General features: G+C 68.7%; 18 protein-coding genes. 16 read left to right on the top strand and 2 right to left on the bottom strand.

Translation table 11 applies throughout. The features are described 5' to 3' along the window. Positions 1-117: 117 nt before the first annotated feature. The 6 genes from ACWFRB_RS24345 to ACWFRB_RS24320 all read left to right on the top strand — a co-directional run bounded on the left by ACWFRB_RS24345 (position 118) and on the right by ACWFRB_RS24320 (position 9,562). Positions 118-1,317 carry an MFS transporter gene (locus tag ACWFRB_RS24345; RefSeq protein ID WP_452643807.1) on the top strand — a complete coding sequence of 400 codons (1,200 nt, stop codon included), beginning with the start codon at positions 118-120 and terminating at the stop codon, positions 1,315-1,317. A gap of 28 nt (positions 1,318-1,345) precedes the next feature. Further along, positions 1,346-5,038: a nitrate reductase subunit alpha gene (locus ACWFRB_RS24340; protein ID WP_452643806.1), complete on the top strand. Its 3,693-nt coding sequence runs from the start codon at positions 1,346-1,348 to the stop codon at positions 5,036-5,038. 25 nt (positions 5,039-5,063) lie between these two features. Further along, positions 5,064-6,752: a nitrate reductase subunit beta gene (gene narH, locus ACWFRB_RS24335; protein ID WP_452643805.1), complete on the top strand. Its 1,689-nt coding sequence runs from the start codon at positions 5,064-5,066 to the stop codon at positions 6,750-6,752. Beyond that, positions 6,749-7,429, top strand: coding sequence for a nitrate reductase molybdenum cofactor assembly chaperone (narJ, locus tag ACWFRB_RS24330; RefSeq protein WP_452643804.1), 681 nt, complete (start codon positions 6,749-6,751; stop codon positions 7,427-7,429). Before narH ends, narJ begins: the two co-directional genes overlap by 4 nt. Before the next feature lie 2 nt (positions 7,430-7,431). Continuing rightward, the gene (narI, locus tag ACWFRB_RS24325; RefSeq protein ID WP_452643803.1) at positions 7,432-8,163 is read left to right on the top strand and encodes a respiratory nitrate reductase subunit gamma; all 732 of its coding nucleotides are present in this window, start codon (positions 7,432-7,434) and stop codon (positions 8,161-8,163) included. Positions 8,164-8,230: 67 nt separating this feature from the next. Continuing rightward, positions 8,231-9,562, top strand: a complete 1,332-nt coding sequence (locus ACWFRB_RS24320; RefSeq protein ID WP_452643802.1) for a M16 family metallopeptidase — start codon at positions 8,231-8,233, stop codon at positions 9,560-9,562. Between the two features lie 95 nt (positions 9,563-9,657). Here the strand turns inward: ACWFRB_RS24320 and ACWFRB_RS24315 are convergent, their stop codons facing one another. Further along, positions 9,658-10,800, bottom strand: coding sequence for an epoxide hydrolase family protein (locus tag ACWFRB_RS24315; protein WP_452643801.1), 1,143 nt, complete (start codon positions 10,798-10,800; stop codon positions 9,658-9,660). 38 nt (positions 10,801-10,838) lie between these two features. Here ACWFRB_RS24315 and ACWFRB_RS24310 point away from each other — a divergent pair, with 38 nt between their 5' ends. Genes ACWFRB_RS24310 through ACWFRB_RS24300 form a run of 3 tightly spaced genes read left to right on the top strand, consistent with a single transcriptional unit; the run spans position 10,839 to position 15,263 of the window. Further along, positions 10,839-13,721 (top strand): helix-turn-helix transcriptional regulator, encoded by a 2,883-nt coding sequence (locus ACWFRB_RS24310; RefSeq protein WP_452643800.1) that lies wholly within the window; start codon positions 10,839-10,841, stop codon positions 13,719-13,721. 47 nt (positions 13,722-13,768) lie between these two features. Continuing rightward, on the top strand, positions 13,769-14,152 hold the full coding sequence (locus ACWFRB_RS24305; protein ID WP_452643799.1) for a VanZ family protein: 384 nt from the start codon (positions 13,769-13,771) through the stop codon (positions 14,150-14,152). A gap of 4 nt (positions 14,153-14,156) precedes the next feature. Further along, entirely contained in the window at positions 14,157-15,263 is a 1,107-nt protein-coding gene (locus ACWFRB_RS24300; protein ID WP_452643798.1) for an alcohol dehydrogenase catalytic domain-containing protein, read from the top strand. Between the two features lie 46 nt (positions 15,264-15,309). Here ACWFRB_RS24300 and ACWFRB_RS24295 read toward each other — a convergent pair whose 3' ends face one another. After that, on the bottom strand, positions 15,310-15,924 hold the full coding sequence (locus ACWFRB_RS24295) for a hypothetical protein (protein ID WP_452643797.1): 615 nt from the start codon (positions 15,922-15,924) through the stop codon (positions 15,310-15,312). A gap of 204 nt (positions 15,925-16,128) precedes the next feature. Between ACWFRB_RS24295 and ACWFRB_RS24290 the strand changes: the two genes are divergently transcribed. From ACWFRB_RS24290 to ACWFRB_RS24260, 7 genes are all read left to right on the top strand, one after another. Continuing rightward, entirely contained in the window at positions 16,129-16,479 is a 351-nt protein-coding gene (locus ACWFRB_RS24290) for a hypothetical protein (protein WP_452643796.1), read from the top strand. A gap of 8 nt (positions 16,480-16,487) precedes the next feature. Further along, entirely contained in the window at positions 16,488-17,483 is a 996-nt protein-coding gene (locus ACWFRB_RS24285; protein WP_452643795.1) for a cellulase family glycosylhydrolase, read from the top strand. Positions 17,484-17,701: 218 nt separating this feature from the next. Further along, complete coding sequence (locus tag ACWFRB_RS24280; protein WP_452643794.1) at positions 17,702-18,271, top strand: hypothetical protein; 570 nt, start codon at positions 17,702-17,704, stop codon at positions 18,269-18,271. Between the two features lie 55 nt (positions 18,272-18,326). Then, on the top strand, positions 18,327-19,082 hold the full coding sequence (gene dapB, locus ACWFRB_RS24275; protein WP_452643793.1) for a 4-hydroxy-tetrahydrodipicolinate reductase: 756 nt from the start codon (positions 18,327-18,329) through the stop codon (positions 19,080-19,082). Next, positions 19,079-19,549, top strand: a complete 471-nt coding sequence (locus tag ACWFRB_RS24270) for a hypothetical protein (RefSeq protein ID WP_452643792.1) — start codon at positions 19,079-19,081, stop codon at positions 19,547-19,549. Before dapB ends, ACWFRB_RS24270 begins: the two co-directional genes overlap by 4 nt. A 40-nt stretch (positions 19,550-19,589) precedes the next feature. Then, on the top strand, positions 19,590-20,069 hold the full coding sequence (locus ACWFRB_RS24265; protein ID WP_452643791.1) for a flavodoxin family protein: 480 nt from the start codon (positions 19,590-19,592) through the stop codon (positions 20,067-20,069). 55 nt (positions 20,070-20,124) lie between these two features. Beyond that, entirely contained in the window at positions 20,125-21,381 is a 1,257-nt protein-coding gene (locus ACWFRB_RS24260) for a winged helix-turn-helix domain-containing protein (protein ID WP_452643790.1), read from the top strand. Positions 21,382-21,384 lie beyond the last annotated feature (3 nt).

The raw sequence follows: 21,384 nt of genomic DNA, 5'->3' as shown, positions 1-21,384 counted from the left end.
CATGCGCGGGGGCACCGGTGTTTTCGTGTCCTTATCGTTGCTTCACAGATCTGACTTCGCCCTTCGATGGGGCGGTCTGCATGCTTTCCTGAACGGGTGAACTCAGGATCTCCTGTGGTGAGCAACAGCACGCGGACGCTGAACCTGGCCCTGGCCACGTGGGTGTCCGCGATCAACTTCTGGGCCTGGAACATGATCGGCCCCCTCTCCACGACCTACGCCGAAGCGCTGCCGCTCAGCGCGAGCCAGGCTTCGATGCTGGTCGCGACCCCGATCCTGGTGGGATCGCTGGGGCGCATCGTGGTCGGCGCACTGACCGACAGGTACGGCGGCCGCGTGATGTTCATCGCGATCTCGCTGGCCTCGATCCTGCCGGTGCTCGCGGTCGGCTTCGCCGCCGAGATGGACTCCTACGCACTGCTGTTGCTGTTCGGCTTCTTCCTCGGCATCGCGGGCACCATCTTCGCCGTCGGCATCCCGTTCGCGAATTCCTGGTACGAGGCGTCCCGTCGCGGCTTCGCGACCGGTGTCTTCGGCATGGGCATGGTCGGCACGGCGCTGTCCGCGTTCTTCACGCCCCGGTTCGTCCGCTGGTTCGGCCTGATCCCCACCCACGTGATCATCGCGGTTGCGCTGGCGGTCACCGCGGTCGCGTGCATCCTGGTGATGCGGAACTCGCCGAGTTTCGTGCCGAACACGGACCCGGTGCTGCCGAAGCTCAATGCAGCCGCGAAACTCCGTGTCACCTGGGAGATGTCGTTCCTGTACGCGGTGGTGTTCGGTGGTTTCGTCGCGTTCAGTAATTACCTGCCCACCTACATCAAGAACATCTACGGCTTCTCGGCGGTCGACGCGGGAGCGAGGACCGCGGCGTTCGCGCTCGCCGCCGTGCTGGCGCGCCCCGTCGGAGGCGCGCTCTCCGACAGGATCCCGCCCAAGACGGTGGTGCTGACCTCGCTTGCAGGCACAGCGGTGATGGCCGTCGTCGCGACCTTCAAGCCTCCCGCGGACGTCTGGTCCGCCGTCACGTTCATCCTGCTCGCGCTGTTCCTCGGCATCGGTACCGGCGGTGTGTTCGCCTGGGTCGCCCGCCGTTCACCGGCCGCGAGTGTGGGCAGCGTGACCGGGATCGTGGCCGCCGCGGGCGGTCTCGGCGGCTACTTCCCGCCGCTGATCATGGGCGCGACCTACGACGAGGCGGCCAACAACTACACGGTCGGCCTGATCCTGCTGGCGCTGACGGCGCTCGCAGCGCTGGTCTACACCGCGCTCAAGCTGTCCGCCCGCGAGCCCGAAAAGGTCTACGACACAACATGAGAAGTGCGGTCGAGATGGAGGAGGCTACGTGGCATCCAGCAATCGCACCGGGGGCGCGATCGAGGATCTGCTGCTCGAGGGTGGGCGTTTCTTCGTTCCGGGCACGGTGTCCGGCGACCGGCGCACAGTCAGCCGACAGGGCGGGCGCGAGGGGGACATCTTCTACCGCGACCGCTGGAGCCACGACAAGGTGGTGCGCTCGACGCACGGCGTGAACTGCACCGGCTCGTGCTCGTGGAAGATCTATGTCAAGGACGGGATCATCACCTGGGAGACCCAGGAGACCGACTACCCGACCGTCGGTCCGGATCGGCCCGAGTACGAGCCGCGCGGCTGCCCCCGCGGTGCGGCGTTCTCCTGGTACACCTACTCGCCGACCCGGGTGCGGTATCCGTACGCGCGCGGCGTGCTGGTCGAGATGTACCGGGAGGCGCGGGCGCGTACCGGTGATCCGGTCGAGGCCTGGGCAGACATCCAGTCCGATCCGGAACGCCGCGGCCGGTATCAGCGGGCGAGGGGGAAGGGCGGACTCGTCCGGGTGACCTGGGACGAGGCCACGGAGATGATCGCCGCCGCCCACGTGCACACCATCAAGACCTACGGCCCGGATCGGGTGGCCGGGTTCTCGCCGATCCCCGCGATGTCGATGGTCTCGTTCGCGGCCGGTTCGAGGTTCGTGGAGTTGCTCGGCGGTGTCATGACCTCCTTCTACGACTGGTACGCGGACCTGCCGGTGGCCTCGCCGCAGGTGTTCGGCGACCAGACCGACGTGCCGGAATCCGGTGACTGGTGGGATGCGTCGTACCTGATGATGTGGGGATCGAACGTGCCCGTCACCCGGACGCCGGACGCGCACTGGATGGCGGAGGTGCGGTACCGCGGGACGAAGGTGGTCACGGTCAGCCCCGATTACGCGGACAACACCAAGTTCGCCGACGAGTGGATGCCGTGCGCGGCGGGCACCGACGGCGCCATGGCGATGGCCATGGGGCACGTGATCCTCTCGGAGTTCTTCGTCAAGTCGAGGGTGCCGTTCTTCGTCGACTACGTGCGGCAGTTCACCGACCTGCCGTTCCTGGTCACGCTGGAGGAGCGGGACGGCCGACTGGTGCCGGGAAAGAACCTCACGGCAGCGGATCTCGGCGACACCGGCGAGAACACGGCGTTCAAGCCGGTGCTGCTCGACGGGGCCACCGGGGAGGTGGCAGTCCCGCAGGGCTCGCTCGGATTCCGGTTCGGTGAGGAGGGTGTCGGCAAGTGGAATCTCGACCTCGGCGACATCGCCCCTGCGCTGACCGTGGCTCCCCCCGAGGGCGCGAGCGGCGAGACCGCGCTGGTCACGCTGCCCCGGTTCGACGCCCCGGACGGGCACGGCGAGACCCTCGAACGCGGTGTGCCCGTTCGGGTGGTTGGCAAACACCGGGTGTGCACGGTGTTCGACCTGATGCTCGCGCAGTACGGGGTGGAAAGGCCGGGGCTACCGGGGGAGTGGCCCGCAGGCTACGACGACCCGCGATCGCCCTACACACCCGCGTGGCAGGAGCCGATCACCGGAGTCAGTGCGGCGCAGGTCATCCGGATTGCGACGGAGCTGGCGAACAACTCCATCGAGTCCGGCGGCCGGTCGATGATCATCATGGGCGCGGGCATCTGTCAGTGGTTCCACGGCGACGCCACCTACCGGGCGGTGCTCAGCCTGCTGCTGCTGACCGGGTCGATGGGCCGAAACGGCGGCGGCTGGGCGCATTACGTCGGGCAGGAGAAGTGCAGGCCGGTCACCGGATGGGCCGCGGTGGCGATGGGTACCGACTGGTCGAGGCCGCCGCGCCAGATGGCAGGGACGTCGTACTGGTACGTCCACGCCGACCAGTGGCGCTACGACGGCTACCGCGCCGACGCGCTGGCCAGTCCGATCGGCAGGCACCGTTTCGCGGGCAAACACACGATCGACGTCTTGGCCTCGGCGGTATCCATGGGCTGGAGTCCGTTCTACCCCCAGTTCGATCGCTCCAGCCTGGACGTGGTCGACGAGGCGCAGGCGGCAGGCAAGGACCCGGTCGGGCACGTGACCGAGCAACTGGCGAGCGGTCAGCTGAGGCTCGCGGTGACCGACCCCGACAACCCGAAGAACTGGCCACGCGTTCTCAGCGTCTGGCGGGCCAACCTGCTCGGGTCCTCGAGCAAGGGCAACGAATACTTCCTCAAGCACCTGCTCGGCACCACATCGAACCTGCGGGCCGAGCCGACCCCGGAGCCCCTGCGTTCGAACGAGGTCACGTGGACCGAGGACGTGCCCGAGGGCAAGCTGGACCTGTTGATGTCGATCGACTTCCGGATGACCTCGACCACCCTGCTCTCCGACGTGGTGCTGCCCGCCGCCACCTGGTACGAGAAGGCCGACCTGTCGAGCACCGACATGCACCCCTACATCCACGCCTTCACCGCCGCGATCGACCCGCCATGGGAGGCCCGCTCGGACTTCGACGCGTTCGGCGCCATCGCGCGGGCGTTCTCCGCGATGGCGGCCGAGCACCTGGGTGTTCGCCGCGACATCGTGATGGGCACCCTGCAGCACGACACGCCTGGGGCGATGGCGTATCCCGGTGGCACCGAGTCGGATTGGCGTGAGGCGGGGGCGACGCCGGTACCGGGCAAGACGATGGGACCGCTGGTGGTGGTCGAGCGCGACTATCCGGCGGTCGCCGAGAAGTGGGCCGCGCTCGGTCCGCTGGTGGAGACCGCGGGACTGACCACCAAGGGCGTCACCGTGCACCCGGATCAGGAGGTCGCCGAGCTCGGCGGCAAGCACGGCGTCATGAGCTCCGGCGCCGCCGCAGGCAGGCCTGCGCTCGACACCGCCGAGAAGATGGCGGAGACCATCCTCGCGCTGTCCGGGACCTCCAACGGCAGGCTCGCGGTCGAGGGGTTCCGTGAGCTCGAGAAGCGCACCGGCCGGCCCCTGGTGCACCTGGCCGAGGGCAGCGAGGAACGCCGGATCACCTTCGCCGACACCCAGGCCAGGCCGGTCCCGGTGATCACAAGCCCGGAATGGTCGGGCAGCGAGACAGGCGGGCGCCGGTACGCGCCGTTCACGGTGAACATCGAGGAGCTCAAGCCGTTCCACACCCTGACCGGGCGCATGCACTTCTACCTCGACCACGACTGGATCGAGGAACTCGGCGAGCAACTGCCGATCTACCGCCCGCCGCTGGACATGGCCCGGCTGTTCGGCGAACCGGAGGTCGATGGCTCCCGCGAGGGTGTCGGGCTGGCGGTGCGGTACCTGACGCCGCACTCCAAGTGGTCGATCCACTCGGAGTACCAGGACAACCTCCTCATGCTCTCGCTGTCGAGGGGCGGCCCGACCATGTGGATGAGTCCCGAGGATGCCGCGAAGATCGCCGTGTCCGACAACGACTGGGTCGAGGCGGTCAATCGCAACGGCGTGCTGGTGTGCCGGGCCATCGTCTCGCACCGAATGCCCGTCGGCGTTGTCTACGTGCACCACGCACAGGAACGCACCATCGACGTTCCGCTCACCGAGACCACCGGTAACCGCGGCGGAATCCACAATTCGCTGACCAGGCTGCTCATCAAGCCGACGCATCTGGCGGGCGGATATGCCCAGTTGTCCTTCGCGTTCAACTATCTCGGGCCGACCGGCAACCAGCGCGACGAGGTGACGGTGGTCCGTCGCCGGTCGCAGGAGGTGACCTACTGATGCACCCGAGCGAAGCGAGGAAATCATGAAGGTGATGGCACAGCTCGCGATGGTGATGAACCTGGACAAGTGCATCGGCTGCCACACCTGCTCGGTGACCTGCAAGCAGGCGTGGACCAATCGGTCCGGCACGGAGTACGTCTGGTTCAACAACGTCGAGACGAGGCCGGGTCAGGGTTACCCCCGCACCTATGAGGACCAGGAACGCTGGCGCGGCGGGTGGGTCCGGGATAGCAAGGGCAGGCTGCGGCTCCGTGACGGCGGCCGGATGAAGAAGCTGTCGCGGATCTTCTCGAACCCGAAGATGCCGTCCATCAACGACTACTACGAGCCCTGGACCTACGACTACGAGAATCTGACCAACGCACCGCTCGGCGACCAGATGCCGGTGGCGGCGCCCCGCAGCCTGATCACCGGCAAGCCGATGAAGGTCGAATGGTCGGCGAACTGGGACGACGACCTGGGGGGCTCGCCCGAGATCCTCGCGGGCGATCCGGTGCTGCAGAAGGTGAGCGAAAAGGTCAAGCTGGAGCTGGAGCAGACCTTCATGTTCTACCTGCCGCGGATCTGCGAGCACTGCCTGAACCCGTCCTGCGTGGCCTCGTGTCCCTCCGGCGCGATGTACAAGCGATCCGAGGACGGGATCGTGCTGGTGGATCAGGACAAGTGCCGCGGCTGGCGGATGTGCGTGTCCGGATGTCCCTACAAGAAGGTCTATTTCAACCACAAGACCGGCAAAGCCGAGAAGTGCACGTTCTGCTATCCGCGGGTGGAGGTGGGGCTCCCGACGGTGTGCGCCGAGACCTGCGTCGGTCGTCTCCGGTACATCGGGCTGATCTTCTACGACGTCGACAAGGTGCTCGAGGCGGCGTGCGTGGAGAACGACGCCGATCTCTACGAGGCGCAGCTCGAGGTGCTCCTCGACCCCAGGGACCCCGAGGTGATCGTGGGCGCACGTACCGCGGGCATCTCGGACGGGTGGATCGAGGCCGCCCAGCGCTCTCCGATCCACGCGCTGATCAAGGAGTACCGGGTGGCGCTGCCGCTGCATCCGGAGTTCCGGACCATGCCGATGGTCTGGTACGTACCCCCACTCTCGCCCGTCGTCGACGCGGTCAGTCGGGACGGTCACGACGGCGAGGAGGTCGGGAACCTGTTCGGGGCACTGGAATCGCTGCGGATACCGATCGAGTACCTCGCGGAACTGTTCACCGCGGGCGACACCGCGCCGGTGGACGCGGTGCTGCGCAAGCTGGCGGCGATGCGCGCCTACATGCGTGACATCAATCTCGGGCGCGAGCCGCAGGAGCACATCCCGGCGGCCGTCGGGATGTCCGAGGAGCAGATGTATGCGATGTACCGGTTGCTGGCGCTGGCGAAATACGATGAGCGGTATGTGATCCCGTCCGCGTATGCGGCGGAGGGACACAAGCTCGAGGAGACCGCGACCGAGTGTTCACTCGATTTCGACGGCGGGCCGGGCATGTTCGAGGGCGGGTCGGGCCCGTTCGGCGAGTCGAGCGGTGGACCGGTGCCGGTGGCCGTGGAGACCTTCCATGCGCTCCGGCAGCGCCAGACCACCGAGTCGATGGGCGCGAACGACAGCAGTCCCTCTCGGGTGAACCTGCTCAACTGGGACGGAAAGGGCAAGCCGGACGGGATGTTCCCCTCCGGGAACGGAGATTCCGGGAAGCGTCGGCGGGGGGCGCGATGAGGCTGTTCGGGCGCCGCCCCACCGAGACCGCCACCCGCCGCCTCGTATGGCAGGCATCGTCGCTGCTGCTTGCGTACCCGGACGAGGGGCAGCCGGGCAGGCTCGAGATCGTGGAGAGGATCCTGGGCCACCTGCCGCAGGAGTACCGCGACCCGCTCGGCGTGACGACGTCGTACCTACGCGAGACCGAAACGTTCGAGGCCGCCGTGCGGTACGTGGAGACCTTCGATCTGCGTCGCAAGACCACGCTGCTCCTCACCTACTGGACCGACGGCGACACCCGCAACCGGGGCGAGGCGATCCTGGCCTTTGCCCGGGCCTATCGATCCGTCGGGGCGGAGCCGCCCGAGGGGGAGTCCCCGGACCACCTCGCGGTCGTCCTGGAGTTCGCGGCCATGGTCGACGCGGATGTCGGGGACCGGCTGCTGCGGGCGAACCGCGTTCCGATGCACATGCTCGGCGCCGCGTTGGCCGAGGGCGGGTCGCCGTACGCGCCGGTGCTCGCCGCGATCGGGCAGACCCTGCCCGCTGCGACCGAGCGGGAACAGGCCCGCGCACAGGAGCTGGCAGTCGCCGGTCCGCCCGCAGAGGCGGTCGGCCTGCAGCCGTTCACCCTGACGGTGCCGCCGCGTCGGACCGACGCGACCGGCATCCCACGTAGAGAAGGAGCGCGGTGACCATGTCGGCGGGAGAGATCTTCTGGGACGTCATCCCCTACGTGACGCTCGCGATTCTGGTGGTCGGGGTGTGGTGGCGGTACCGGTACGACAAGTTCGGCTGGACCACCCGGTCCTCGCAGCTCTACGAGAACCGGCTGCTGCGCATCGCGAGCCCGTTGTTCCACTTCGGCATCCTGGTGGTGATTCTCGGGCACGTCATCGGGCTCGTCATCCCGGAATCGTGGACCGAGGCGATCGGCGTCAGCGAACACATGTATCACTGGGGCGCGACCGTGCCCGGCATCATCGCCGGTGTCGCGACGGTAGTCGGCGTGGGTTTGCTGATCTACCGGCGCCGGACCACCGGCCCGGTGTTCACCGCGACCACGGTGAACGACAAGCTGATGTACGTGGTGCTCGTGGCCGCGTTGGCCGCTGGGTTGGCGACCACGGTGATCGGTGCCGCGGCGGGGAACTCGGCGGCCAACTATCGGGAGACGGTCTCGCCGTGGTTCCGGTCGATCTGGATCCTGCAGCCGCGCGGTGACCTGATGGCGCAGGCGCCGCTGCAGTTCCACATCCATGTGGTGATCGCGCTCGTGCTCTTCGCGATCTGGCCGTTCACCCGGCTGGTGCACGCGTTCAGCGCGCCGATCGCCTACCTGTTCCGGCCGTACATCGTCTATCGCAGCCGCGACACGGCGGGTAAGCAGGAACTGGTCGGATCGCAGCCGCATCGTCGCGGCTGGTGACCTCGGCGAGGTGTGTACTGTTTGAGCCTCACACCCGCACAGCTGACGAGGACCGTAGACCCACTTCATGGCCGCACACAATCGCAGTCGAACCTCCGCACTGACGACAAGATCCCAGGACTTCGGAGTCCGGCGCACCGTGCTCCCCGGCGGTCTCCGGGTGGTCACCGAGCACATGCCGGGCGTCCGCTCCGCATCGGTGGGCGTGTGGGTGGGAGTGGGGTCCCGCGACGAGCAACCGTCGGTGGCGGGAGCCGCGCATTTCCTCGAACACCTGCTCTTCAAGTCGACGCCGACCCGAAGCGCCCTGGAGATCGCCCAGGTGGTCGACGGCATCGGCGGTGAGCTCAACGCCTTCACCTCCCGCGAGCACACCTGCTTCTACGCGCACGTGCTCGACGACGACCTGCCGCTGGCCATCGACCTGGTCAGCGATGTCGTGTTGCGGGGACGCTGCCGGTCCGACGACGTCGACGTCGAGCGACAGGTGGTGCTCGAGGAGATCTCGATGCGCGACGACGACCCCGAGGACCTGCTCGGCGACGATTTCCTGACCGCGCTCTTCGGCGACCACCCGGTGGGTCGACCGGTGATCGGCAGCGTCGAGTCGATCGAGACGATGTCCCGGACCCAGCTGCACTCGTTCCACGTCCGCCGGTACACGCCGCAGCGGATGGTCGTCGCGGTCGCGGGCAACGTGGACCATGACGAGACCGTCGCCATGGTGCGGCGCAGCTTCAAGGGGCACGTCACCCGTGGCGCGAAACCGGCGGAGCGGCGGGAGGGCAGGCTCCGGCTGCGCACCGTCCCCGAGCTGACCCTGCGGGGGCGCGACAGCGAGCAGGCGCACCTGTGCATGGGAGTGCGCGCCTTCGGGCGGCACGAGGGGCACCGCTGGGCCTTGTCGGTGCTCAACACCGCGGTCGGCGGTGGACTCAGTTCCCGTCTGTTCCAGGAGATCCGGGAGTCGCGGGGCCTCGCGTACTCGGTGTACTCGAGCATCGACACGTTCGCGGACAGCGGGGCTTTCTCGGTGTACGCCGGTTGCCAGCCGGAGAACCTCGGCGAGGTGACGACGGTGATCCGCGAGGTGCTTGCGAACGTGGCCACCAACGGCATCACTGATGACGAATGCGCGCGGGCCAAGGGTTCGATCCGCGGTGGGCTGGTGCTGGGACTGGAGGATTCGGGTTCCCGGATGCACCGGATCGGCCGCAGCGAACTGAACTACGGGAACCACCGCAGCATCTCGGAGACGCTGGCACGGATCGACGAGGTCACCACCGAGGAGGTGCGCGAGGTCGCCGCGATGCTGCTGAGCCGGCCGTTCGGCGCCTCGGTCGTCGGCCCCTACAAGCGCAAGAGGGACCTGCCCGCCGCCGTCCGCGGAATCGTCTGACGGGGCCTTTCCGATCGTGCTGAACACGGCATACCTGTAGCCCGCGCGGGGGACGCGGGCCACAGGTATGGCAGGAAATCGCTGGGCTTGTGTGGCTACAGGCCTGCGAAGAAGGCGCGGATATCGTCGATCAGCAGGTCGGGGACCTCAAGGGCGGGGAAATGACCGCCCCTGTAGAACTCTGACCAGTGCGTGATGTTGTGGGCCTTCTCGGCGAAGCGTCGGATGGCGAAGTCGCCGTCCTTGAACACCGCCACGCCGGTGGGCACGGTGCCGCGCGGCTTGGGCGCGAACATGGCCGCGTCGTGGAAGCGCTCGTAGTAGTAGTTGGCAACGCTGCCTGCGGTATCGGTGAGCCAGTAGATGCTGACAATGGTGAGCAGGCGATCCCGGTCCACCGCCAGATCCGGCAGCCCATGCGACTGGTCGGTCCATTCCTTGAACTTCTCCACGATCCAGCCCAGCTGCCCGGCAGGCGAATCGGCCAACAGCTGGGCGATGGTGTTCGGGCGGGTGCCGTTGAGCTGCATGTACGCCGAACCGTCGTCCTGGAAGTCCTTCATGGCACCCAGACGCTGCTTCTCGGCATCGGTCAGCGCCGCCATATCGGCCGGATCGCCGGTCGGGAAGGTGACCAGGGCATTGGCGTGCACGCCGATCACGCGGTCGGCGAAGTCGCGGCCGATCCGCGGGCCGATGAAGGCGCCGTGGTCGCCGCCCTGCACGCCGAATCGCTCATAGCCGAGGCGGGTCATGAGTTCGGTGAGGGCGGCCGCCACCCGGCCGTCGTTCCAGCCGGTTTCGGTGAGGGGGCCGGAGAAGCCGTGGCCGGGGAGGGACGGGATGACCAGGTGGAAGGCGGGGGCATCGCCGGACGGGTTCGTGAGCGGGTCGATCAGGTCGAGGAAGTCGACCACCGAGCTGGGCCAACCGTGAATGAGCAGCAGCGGGGTGGCGTCCTCGCGGGCTGAGCGAATGTGCAGGAAGTGGATGTTCTGCCCGTCGATGACGGTGGTGAACTGCGGGTGCTCATTGAGCTCGGACTCGGCTGCGCGCCAATCGAACTTGTCGGCCCAGTAGGCGGCCAGCTCCTTCAGGTAGGAGGTGGGTACGCCGCGCTCCCAGCCGACCCCCGGCACTTCGTCGATCCAGCGGGTGCGAGTCAGGCGGTCACGCAGATCGTCGAGGTCGGCCTGCTGGATGTCGATGCGGAAGGGGCGGATCTCGGTGTTTGTCATGGCATTCATGCTTCCGGTGACGAGGGGGTCCGCGAATCATGAATGTTCGTTATTTCTGGCAGGCATCGCTCGATCCGGCTCTTTACGGCATGATCGGTTCGGTGGTGAACCTCCCTGTCAGTGGCACCTTCGTCGGGCGCGGCGGTGAGCTGACCACATTGCTCGACGTTCAGCGGGATCCACTGGTGCACGCCGTGTTGGTGGCGGGTGAGGCCGGTATCGGGAAGTCTCGGCTGATCGGCGAGTTCACCGATCGGTTGCCTGCGGGAACGCTGGTCCTGATCGGTCGATGCCCGGAGTTCGGCAACGAAGGCGTGCCGTTCGCACCGTTCATCGCCATCATGCGCACGCTGCTTCGTCGGTTGGGTGCCACACGGCTCGCGGCGCTACTGCCCGCGCGCCCGGCACTCGGCCGGTGGCTTCCTGAGCTGGCCACGGAATCGAGCTCGGAAACAGTGGAATCCGATCGCATCCGGCTGTTCGGGGAGATTCTCACGCTGATCGAACGCCTGGCCGCCGCCGACTCTGCCGTGGTGGTGATCGAGGACCTGCACTGGGCCGATGACTCCAGCCGGGAGTTGCTCGCCTTCCTGGTCGCCAATCTGGCTGCCACCCAGGTGCTGCTGGTGGGCACGTATCGGCCCGTCGGCGCGCCCGAAATGCGGCAGATGCTAGCCGAACTCGCGCGCAACCAGGGGGTGCGGAGCATTGCGCCGACCCCGTTCACCAAGCACGAAGTGGGCCGCCAGCTCGCGGCGATCCTCGGAACCGAGCCCGAATCCGACATGGTGGCCAGGGTTTTCGAACGCAGTGCGGGCAATCCGCTGTTCGTCGCTGCGTTGAGCCTGTCGCCGGAGGACGCGCCTGCGGAACTGAGCGAACTACTGCTGGCCTGCCGATCGGGGCTCTCCGACGGTGCTCTCGAGGTGTTGCAGGTCGCCGCCGTGGCCGGATCGCCGGTGGGACACGAACTCCTGGAGGCCGCCGCCGAACTGCCGGAGCGGGCGCTGAATGCCGCGCTGCGCGAGCTCATCGACCATCGGCTGCTGGTCACCGTGGATACCGGTTACGAGTTCCACCACGTACTGCTGAAGCGGGCTGTGTACACCGACCTGCTGCCGATCGAACGGAACCGCCTGCACGCACGGCTGGCGCGACTGCTGCAGGACGATCCGAATCTTGTTCCGGTGGAAAGTCACAGCGCAGAACTCGCCGAGCATGCTCGGGCGGCGGGGGAACTGGCGCTCGCGTTGGAGGCATCCTGGGCGGCGGCGGGAATCGCCGAGCACGCGGGCGCGCACCCGGAGCGGCTCAGGCACCTGGAACGAGTCCTGGAGTTGTGGGACAGAGTCCCGGAGAATGCCGAACGGCCCGTGGCCGACCGCCTCGACGTACTCGAGCAGATCGTCGACGCCTGCTACCGCGGAGCCACCGGCGACCGTGGCACCGAAGCGGCGGACGAGGCCATCGAGGCCCTCGATGCACAGTTGTATCCGCAGCGGGTCGCGCTGTTGCGACACCGGCGGGCGTGTCTGCGGAACAAGGCGGGCAAGGGCGGTCGGGGCGATCTGTTGCTGGCACTGGAACTGCTGCCCCCCGAAGCGCCGACGCAATTGCGCGGGGAGGTGCAGGCGGACCTGGCCGGGACCCTGGCCTTCGGTGGTCGACCGGCGGACGCCGCCCGCCATGCGGCAGCCGCGCTGGAGGTGGGCGAGCAGCTCGCCGTACCGTCGCTCATCGCGCGAGCGAATGCCTACCTCGGCCTGACGGCAACCGAAACCGAGACGGCGGTAGCGCGTTTCGCCGATGCGCATGCGGCCGCCGAGGATCCGCGGACCCTGCTGGACGTGGTGACCTGGGAGTCGGCCCTGCTCGTCGCGGGCGGTGAGTACGAGACGGCGATTCACGCCATCCAGCGGGGCCTACGGGCCGCTCACCAGGCCCTACGATTCACCGAGCAGGGCCCGCTGTTGACGGTGAAGTGGGTGCAGGCGTTGCATGCGCTGGGGCGTTGGGACGAGGCGATGAACCTCGTGGACGAAACCCTCGCGGAGGCCGTTCCACCGCTCAGCGCCGCGGTGCTGCGGTTGAACCGTGCCGGAATCTCCTTGACGCGTGGACATCTGGACAGGGCCGCGGCGGATGCCGATATCGCAGGGGAACTGCTCGGCGGCAGCCCGTGGGCAGGACAGTATCGGCTCGAGTTGGCCGGTGTGCGTTGCCGACTCGCGTTCCAGCAGGGCTCCGACGGCCAGGCCGCGACCATTCTTGCCGAGGCGCTGGTCGGTGACGAGCCGGCACGGCATCCGCGCGAAGCCTGGATGCTGCTCGCGCTCGGCGCTCGAATCCCGGATCTGTCGGTGGATCTCACAGAGCTCGCGGATGTGTTGCCATCGCCGACCCCGGTCGCGGCCGCGTATCGCACGGTCTACACCGCTGTCACCGGCGGTGATTCGATGATCTGGACCGACGCGGTGCGGCAATGGCGAGCGTTGGGGCAGCGCGAGGAGGAGACGAGGAGTCTGCTGGGCGCCGCCGAAGCCGCATTGCTGCACGGGGATCGGACCGAGGCAGCGGCGGCGCTGCGGGACGCGGTGACCATTGCGGCCGACCTCGGTGCGGCCTCGTTGGTTGATGTGGCGCAGAAGTTGGCTTCCCGTGCCCGGTTGGGTCTCGGCACGCCGGCGAAGGGTGCCTCGTCGAGTCATCGGGTTTCCGGCACCCTCGGCCTGACCCCGCGCGAACTCGAGGTACTGCGTCTCGTCGCACAGGGGCTGAGCAATCGACGCGTCGCGGAGGAACTGTTCATCAGCACCAATACCGCAGGCGTGCACGTTTCCCGCATTCTCACCAAGCTCGGTGTGGCGTCCCGCACCGAGGCCGCCGCTGCGGCGCACAGGCACGGGTTGCTCGCCGGCTGAACTGGACACCCCGGATTCGGGGCGGAGCGCTGTGGAAGGCTGGGAGCGTGAACCAGTTGCGTCTGCATGGGCGGCGGGCGGTACCGCTGGCCGTCGTCACGCTCATCACGCTCGTGATGCTGTTCTCGCCCGGTTCCACGGTGCCGAGCGGGCCGCCGAACAGCGACAAGGTCACCCACCTGCTGATGTTCGCGGCCCTGGCCTACAGCGCGCGGTTCGCGGGCGTCGGGGTCACGGCGGTGGTTGTCTGGGCAGGCCTCTACGCGGCGGCGTCCGAGGTTCTGCAGGGTTTGCTGCCGATCCACCGGAGCGCGTCGGTCTGGGACTGGGTCGCGGACATCGTCGGTGTGGCAGTCGGGCTGGGGATCTTCGGGGCGTGGCAGGCTGGACGGGGGAGACCGGCGGCGGGCGGTCGCGACGAGGAGAGGTAGCGGCATGCGGATTCGTGGTGCGGTGCTGGAGGAGATCGGTCGGGAGCGTCCGTTCGCGCAGTCGCGGCCGATCTCGATCTCGGAGCTCGAGCTCGACGGTCCAGGACCCGGCGAGCTGCTGGTCCGCATCGAGGCGGCAGGCCTGTGCCACTCGGACCTGTCCGTTGTGGACGGGAACCGGGTGCGTCCGGTGCCGATGTTGCTCGGCCACGAGGCCGCGGGCCGCGTCGAGCGCGTCGGCGACGGCGTCACCGATGTCCGGGTCGGCGAGCGCGTGGTGATGACCTTCCTGCCGCGCTGCGGCGAGTGCGCGGGCTGCGCGACCGACGGCCGGATGCCCTGCAGCGCGGGCGGTGCCGCGAACAACGCGGGCACCCTGCTCGGTGGCGGGGAGCGCCTGCACCGCGACGGCGAGCCGGTGCACCACCATCTCGGCGTGTCGGGGTTCGCGACGCATGCGGTGGTCGACCGTCGGTCTGTGGTCCCCGTGGGCGACGACGTGCCACCCGCGGTCGCGGCTGTGCTCGGGTGCGCCGTCTTGACCGGCGGCGGCGCGGTGCTGAACGCGGCGCGGACGGCGCCGGGGGATTCGATCATGGTGGTGGGGCTGGGCGGGGTCGGGATGGCCGCGATCCTGACCGCGGTGTCGCTCGGCCTCGGCGAGGTGATCGGCGTCGATGCGATGCCCGAGAAGCTCTCGGTGGCAACCGAACTCGGCGCCACACAGGTGTACACCCCTGGCGAGCTGGCGGAGCGTGGTGTGCGGGCGTCACTGGTGGTCGAGGCGGCGGGGAACGCTCGCGCCTTCGAGGCCGCGGTGGCGGCGACGGCGCCAGGAGGCACCACCGTCACGGTCGGGCTGCCCAGTCCCGAGGCCAGGTCCGCGATCTCGCCGCTGTTGCTGGTCGCCGAGGCCAGGACCATTGTCGGCAGCTACCTCGGATCGGCTGTGCCCTCGAGGGACATCCCGAGGTATGAGCAGATGTGGCGCGAGGGCCGGCTGCCCGTCGAGCGGCTGATCTCCTCGCAGATCACGCTCGACGACATCAATCGCGGCATGGACGAGCTGGCCGAGGGCCGGGCGATCCGTCAGGTGATCGTCTTCGACTGACCCCGCGGCCCGGACCACCAAGGGCGTCCGGGCCACGGGATCCGAATCAGGAGCCGAACAGTTCCTCGAGCGATCCAGCTCCAGGAGTCGCCGGGTTGCACCCGGTGACCGTGACCGTGTGCCACTGGCGGTCGCCGATCCACTCGGGCGTCTCGGTCGGGGTTTGGCCGTTGTTCCCCGGCGGGCCGAGCACCATGCGGTAGTGGATCGTGTGGGTGTCGGCGTCCGGGTTCGGCAGTCCCGGGTCCCAGCCGTTGAGGTTCTTCAGATCCTGCACGTAGGTGGCGGTCACCGGGTCCCGGTCGGACACCATCGTGCGGTTCTCCTGCGTGTTCGGCGGCACCTCGTCCGGCCAGGTCGGCGAGTCCGCCTTTGACGCCATGTTCGGGTCGCCGGTCCGCCAGATCGGGAACCCGACGCCGATGTCGCGGCCGTCGGGCACCTCGTCGTCGATGCGCCAGTCGAGGGTGTACGTGGTGACGTTAGTGCGGTTCTCGATCGTGAACTCGGCCTTGCAACCGCCGAGATCCTTCGCCCAGAACTGCACAGGTCCGGTGCGCTGGCCCTCGTCGGGCGGCGCGGCGGACGCCGGAGCCGACAGCGCCAGAATCGATCCTGCTGCCACGGCCAGGGCCGCGGTCATTCTCACGGAGGCAACCATGTGGATTCCTTTCGTTCCGTGCGGCGGGACTGTAGTCGCCGGCGACCGGCTCCATGGTCGGAATTCGCGGGTTCACGCGATGTGTGACGACGGCTGAAAGTCGGGTGCCGGGGACGCCCGGCTCGGTACTGTGCGATCGGCGATCGGCGATCGGCGATCGGCGATCGGCGAACGTGTCGATCACGAGCTCGGGAGGGTCGTGCCGTGGTGCGGTGGCTGGGAGTGGCGTGTGGGGTGGTGGCCCTGGTGGTCGGGGGCCACGTCGTGAGTGCCTCGGCGACACCACCCGGATCGCATCCGGGTTCCGCCCTTCCTGCCGAGGCCGGTCCCACCACGGTGACCGGCGAGAACGGTGTGATCTATCCCGCCGACTCCTCGGGGCGGGCCGTCCTGCTGCGCGGGTGGGAGTTCTTCGACGACTCGTGCGGTCCTGACTCCTTCACGGCCGCGGCCGAGACCTTCCCGCAGATGGCGGCGCTCGGCTCCTGGTCACCCCCGACCTCAACGATCATTTCCCGCAGTGGGTTCTCGACCGCGCGGGCGGACTGCCGCTGACGACCTCGGTGGAGTTCGGCTCCACGGCGGCCGGATCGTCGGAGAGCGGCCCGTCCGTGCTGGGCAAGCACGGCGACCCCGCCTTCCTCGCCGCCTGGGGCCTGGTGTTCGACGATCCCGAGATCAGGGCCGGGGTCCTGGATCTGTGGCAGACGTTCGTCGAGCGTTTCCACCGGGAACCGTCGTTGTTCGGCTACGACCTGTTCAACGAACCGTGGTTCGACCCCGCGTCGCGGGGTCTCGGCGTGCTCGATCCGCTCGCCGCCGAAGGCGAGAAGCTCACCCCGCTGTATCAGGATCTCGTCGACAGGATTCGAACAGTCGACACGGTGCACTGGGTGCTCGTCGAACCGTTCTGGGGTGGTGTCGGCAGCCGGGGGCTGCCGACACGGCTCGGCGAGATCCACGACCCGCAGCGCAAGCTCGCGTATGCGCCGCACGTCTACGACCTCGTGATGGAGTCGGGTGGCGACTACACCCCGGCCGGCGGATTCGTCGAGCGGTACTGGGACGCGGTGGTGCGGTATCCGCGGGAACACGGCATGCCGCTGCTGATCTGGGAATGGGGAACACGGAATCCCAAGAGCGCGAACGCCGCCCGTTACGTGCAGGAGGTGGTGTCGGGGATCGATGACCACTCCGCCGGGTCGATGGCCTTCGCGTGGTGCGCGGGGCTCGCCGAATGGTGCAACCTCGGGGCGGACGGCCGCCCGGGCGCGGCGATGGCCGCCACCGTCGCCGCGTATCCGCAACGGATCGCGGGACTTCCCGTCTCGCTCGACACCGATCCCGTCCGGACCCACCTGCGCTACCGTCCCGAGGGGGACGATCCGACGGTGATGGTGGTGCCCCGGGCGGCGTTTCCGGCCGGCTACGACGTCGTGGTGGCCGGGGGTTCGCACAACGTCGAGTCCGATGGCGGCGTGGACGTGATCCGGATCGGCGCTGATCCGGGGGCAGCCACGGTCGAGGTCACGGTGTCGGACCGCAGCACCGCGAGGTGAGCGCGCAGCGGCGTGCGTCTGGATCGAGCCGATTCGAGGTCGATGGAAGGCGTTGGCGGCGTAGCATCCGCTCGGTTGCCGAGGGGCAACCGTGTCGAGGGGTGAGGAAAACGCGAATGGTCGAACGTCCTGAGCAGCTCGGTGGCCGACGGGCCGGGGGGTCGGTACCCAGGCTTCTGGCAACCTGCGTGCTGGCAACCGTGACCGTGCTCGGAGGCATGGGAGTTGCAGGGGCCGAGCCCCTTTCGAGTTCGTCATCCGCACTGGACGTGGAGTGGGAAGCGTCATGGGCGGCCTACGAGTTCGAGAAGGGCGTGGCAGGGCCGGCACTGGCGACCGTGAACGTCACCCTGCCGATCACCATCAACGCGCCCATCGATCGGGTGTTCCCGGCGTACTCGAACCTCTACAACAGCCTCGGACGGCACCCGTTCCTGAGCGGCGTGCTCGACCGCCGCACGTACATCGACGGTGACGCCGACGTCTGGGAGTTCATCGCCCTCGAGGACATCCCGGCGGGCTCGGCGTCGATCCCGGGACGCACCGTCGGACAGCAGCGGGTGTACGCCGCCGATCACTGGTACAGCACCGACACCTGGGACGCGCCCGGCGTGATCACCCACCAGAAGGTCACCTTCGCAGAGAACGGCGGTGCGACCACCGTCACCGAGCACCTGACCTTCTCGGCACCGGCGCCGCTGATCGACTACACCGTGCAGAACGGCGTGTCCTCGCACATCGAGAACCAGCAGGCCATGCAACGTGACATCGAGAACGGCACGCTCTAGCCGGTTGCGTAGGCTCTCACTCAGCAACAGTGCGAGCGGACGGAGAGTGAAGCAAGTGACCTCAGCGCCAATCCGGGTCGGAGTCCTCGGTGCCAACGGCAAGGTGGGCCGGGCGATCTGTGAGGCGGTCGAGGCCGCCGCGGACCTCGAACTGGTCGCGCAGGTCGACACCGGTGACCGCATCGAGACCTTCGTCGACACCCGAACCCAGGTCGTGGTCGATTTCACCCACCCCGATGTGGTGATGGGCAACCTGGAGTTCCTGGTCGCCAACCGCATCCATGCGGTCGTCGGGACCACCGGCTTCGACGACGCCCGCCTGGCCACCGTGCAGTCCTGGCTGGTGGAGAACCCCGAGGTGGGCGTGCTGATCGCGCCGAACTTCGCCATCGGCGCGGTGCTGTCGATGCGGTTCGCCGAGCAGGCCGCGCGCTTCTTCGACTCGGTCGAGGTCATCGAGCTGCACCACCCGAACAAGGCCGACGCCCCGTCGGGCACCGCGTACCGCACCGCTGCGTTGATCGCGGCGGCACGCGAGAAGGCCGGACGTGGGCCGAGCCCGGACGCGACCTCCACCGAGCTCGAGGGTGCGCGCGGCGCCGACGTGAACGGGGTCAGGGTTCACTCGGTCCGCCTTGCGGGACTCGTTGCGCACCAGGAGGTTCTGCTCGGAACCCAGGGAGAGACGCTCACCATCCGGCACGATTCGATCGACCGCAATTCCTTCGCGCCCGGCGTTCTGCTCGGTGTCCGGGAGATCGCGGGCCGTCCGGGGCTCACCGTCGGCATCGACCCCCTGCTCGACCTGTGAAGAACGGCACAACCAAGGTAGTCGTCACGATCGCGGCGATCGTCCTCGCGCTCGGCTTCTACTTCGTGCTGCTCGGCCAGCGCGGCCTCGACCTGATCCGGGAGGGGGGAGTGGCGCCGATCGGACTGGGGATCGGCGTGCTGCTGCTGCCGGTGCTGGGCGTCTGGATCGTGGTGGTGACGCTGCGCGCCGGATTCCAGCACCAGCACCTCGCGCAGCGCATCGCGGACGAGGGCCTCGAGCTCGATGTGTCGGAGCTGCCGACGCGGCCGTCCGGCCGGATCGACAGGGACGCCGCGGATCAACTCTTCGCACAGGTGAAGTCGGAGTGGGAGGCGGATCCGGACAACTGGCGCAACTCGTACCGGCTCGCGCGGGCATACGACTACGCAGGCGATCGTGGCAGGGCCCGCGACACCATGCGTCGGGCCGTCGCGCTGGAGCAGGCCGAGCGGGAGCGGGGCTGACCCGCACCGTCGGTCCCGACTCGGCCGTACTCTGGACCGCGTGACGGACGATCGCAGGCAGCCAACCCTTTTGGTCGTGCACCACACGCCCTCGCCCGCCACCCGCGAGTTGCTCGAATCGGTACTGGGCGGTGCCAACGACCCGGAGATCGAGGGTGTCACCGTGCGCTCGCTGCCTGCGCTCGGGGCCACCATCCCGGATGTGCTCGGCGCGGACGGCTACGTCTTCGGCACCTCGGCGAACTTCGGCTACATGTCGGGGGCGCTCAAGCACTTCTTCGACACCGTCTACTACCCGTGCCTCGACGCCGTCGCGGGCCGCCCGTACGGACTGTGGGTGCACGGCAACAACGACACCGCAGGGGCGGTGCGGTCGGTGGACAAGATCGTCGCCGGGCTCGCGCTGACGAAGGTCGCGCAGACGGTGGAGGTCACGGATGGGATCGATGCCCGCGCCCGTGAACTCTGCTACGAGCTGGGGGCGACCGTCGCGGTGACGCTGGCGGAAGCGCAGGGCTGAGCCGGACGCCGCCGCTCATCGGTCGGATGTCGGACCCCGATGGCAGGGTGGGGACATGCTCGAGATGACGGCCGCCGCCGCCAGGCGAACCGCGCTGGCCGCGCAGGGGTTCGCCGATGCCCTCCCGACGACCGCGCCCACCCGCAGGCATCTGCTCAAGGCCGTCGGCAGGACCTCGCTGCTGCAGATCGATTCGGTCTCGGTGGCCGTGCGGGCGCACTACATGCCGGTGTTCAGCCGGATCGGCGCCTACGACCGTGGCCTGCTGGACGACGCCGCGTGGCGGCACACCGCCGCGAAGCCCCGTGCGCTGGTCGAGTACTGGGCCCACGAGGCGGCGCTGATCCCGGTGGGGGACTGGCCGCTGCTGCGGTGGCGGATGCGTGCCTACGCGGGCGGTCGCTGGGCAGGGGAGCGGAAGGTGCTCGAGCGGAACCCGGCCCTGATCCGCGACGTCCTCGACGTGATCTCGGCGGTCGGGTCGGCCAGCGCGGGCGACATCGAGCGGCACCTCGAGATCGACCGGGGCCGCAGGGCCGGTCCGTGGTGGGATCGCAGCGATACGAAGGTCATCTGCGAGCAACTCTTCGCGGCGGGTGCGCTGTCGGTGGACAGGCGGGTCGGTTTCGTCCGGCATTACGACCTCGCCGACCGGGTGCTCCCGGCAGGCGTCGTGTCCAGCCGGATCGAGGACGCGGACGCGGTGCGCGAGTTGATCCGTCGCGCCGCGCGGTCGCTCGGCGTCGGAACGGAGCCGGACCTGCGCGACTACTACCGGCTCTCGCGTGCCCAGGCCGCCGCCGCGATCGCGGATCTGGTGGAGGAGGGGACCCTTGTCCCGGTGACCGTGCGCGGCTGGGGCGCGCCCGCGTACCGCCACGTCGAGGCGCGGACACCGCGCCGGGTCACCGGGGCGGCGTTGCTGTGCCCGTTCGATCCGCTGGTGTTCTTCCGTCCGCGGACCGAACGGATCTTCGACTTCCACTACCGGCTCGAGATCTACACGCCCCAGCACAAGCGGGTGCACGGGTACTACGTGTTCCCGTTCCTGCTCGACGGCGAGTTGGTCGCCCGGGTGGACCTCAAGGCCGACCGCGGGGCGGAAGCCCTCCACGTGCTCGGCGCCTTCGCGGAGGGCGAGCACGGGCACGGGCGCGTGGTGGAGGCGCTGGCCTCATCGCTGCGCGAGATGGCGGCCTGGCTGGGACTCTCGGACGTCAGGGTCGGCGGGGGGGGGGCCGTCCGGGGGCCGGGACCCGCCCCGCGAGCCGACCCCGGCGTGCGGATGCGGGCACCCTCCGGGGGGGCTTAGCAC

The organism is Rhodococcus sp. NPDC055112 (assembly GCF_053607505.1).
Note: the sequence above shows the minus strand (reverse complement) of the source record. Positions and strands in the feature narration are given on the sequence as shown.

What these genes read in the sequence shown, in the direction of transcription:
- ACWFRB_RS24300 (WP_452643798.1), top strand. Translation starts at nt 14,157, where the DNA reads ATGCGGATTCGTGGTGCGGTGCTGGAGGAGATCGGTCGGGAGCGTCCG.
- narH (WP_452643805.1), top strand. Translation starts at nt 5,064, where the DNA reads ATGAAGGTGATGGCACAGCTCGCGATGGTGATGAACCTGGACAAGTGC.
- ACWFRB_RS24320 (WP_452643802.1), top strand. Translation starts at nt 8,231, where the DNA reads ATGGCCGCACACAATCGCAGTCGAACCTCCGCACTGACGACAAGATCC.
- ACWFRB_RS24310 (WP_452643800.1), top strand. Translation starts at nt 10,839, where the DNA reads ATGAATGTTCGTTATTTCTGGCAGGCATCGCTCGATCCGGCTCTTTAC.
- ACWFRB_RS24260 (WP_452643790.1), top strand. Translation starts at nt 20,125, where the DNA reads ATGCTCGAGATGACGGCCGCCGCCGCCAGGCGAACCGCGCTGGCCGCG.
- ACWFRB_RS24295 (WP_452643797.1), bottom strand. Translation starts at nt 15,924, where the DNA reads ATGGTTGCCTCCGTGAGAATGACCGCGGCCCTGGCCGTGGCAGCAGGA.
- narI (WP_452643803.1), top strand. Translation starts at nt 7,432, where the DNA reads ATGTCGGCGGGAGAGATCTTCTGGGACGTCATCCCCTACGTGACGCTC.
- ACWFRB_RS24315 (WP_452643801.1), bottom strand. Translation starts at nt 10,800, where the DNA reads ATGACAAACACCGAGATCCGCCCCTTCCGCATCGACATCCAGCAGGCC.
- ACWFRB_RS24280 (WP_452643794.1), top strand. Translation starts at nt 17,702, where the DNA reads ATGGGAGTTGCAGGGGCCGAGCCCCTTTCGAGTTCGTCATCCGCACTG.
- narJ (WP_452643804.1), top strand. Translation starts at nt 6,749, where the DNA reads ATGAGGCTGTTCGGGCGCCGCCCCACCGAGACCGCCACCCGCCGCCTC.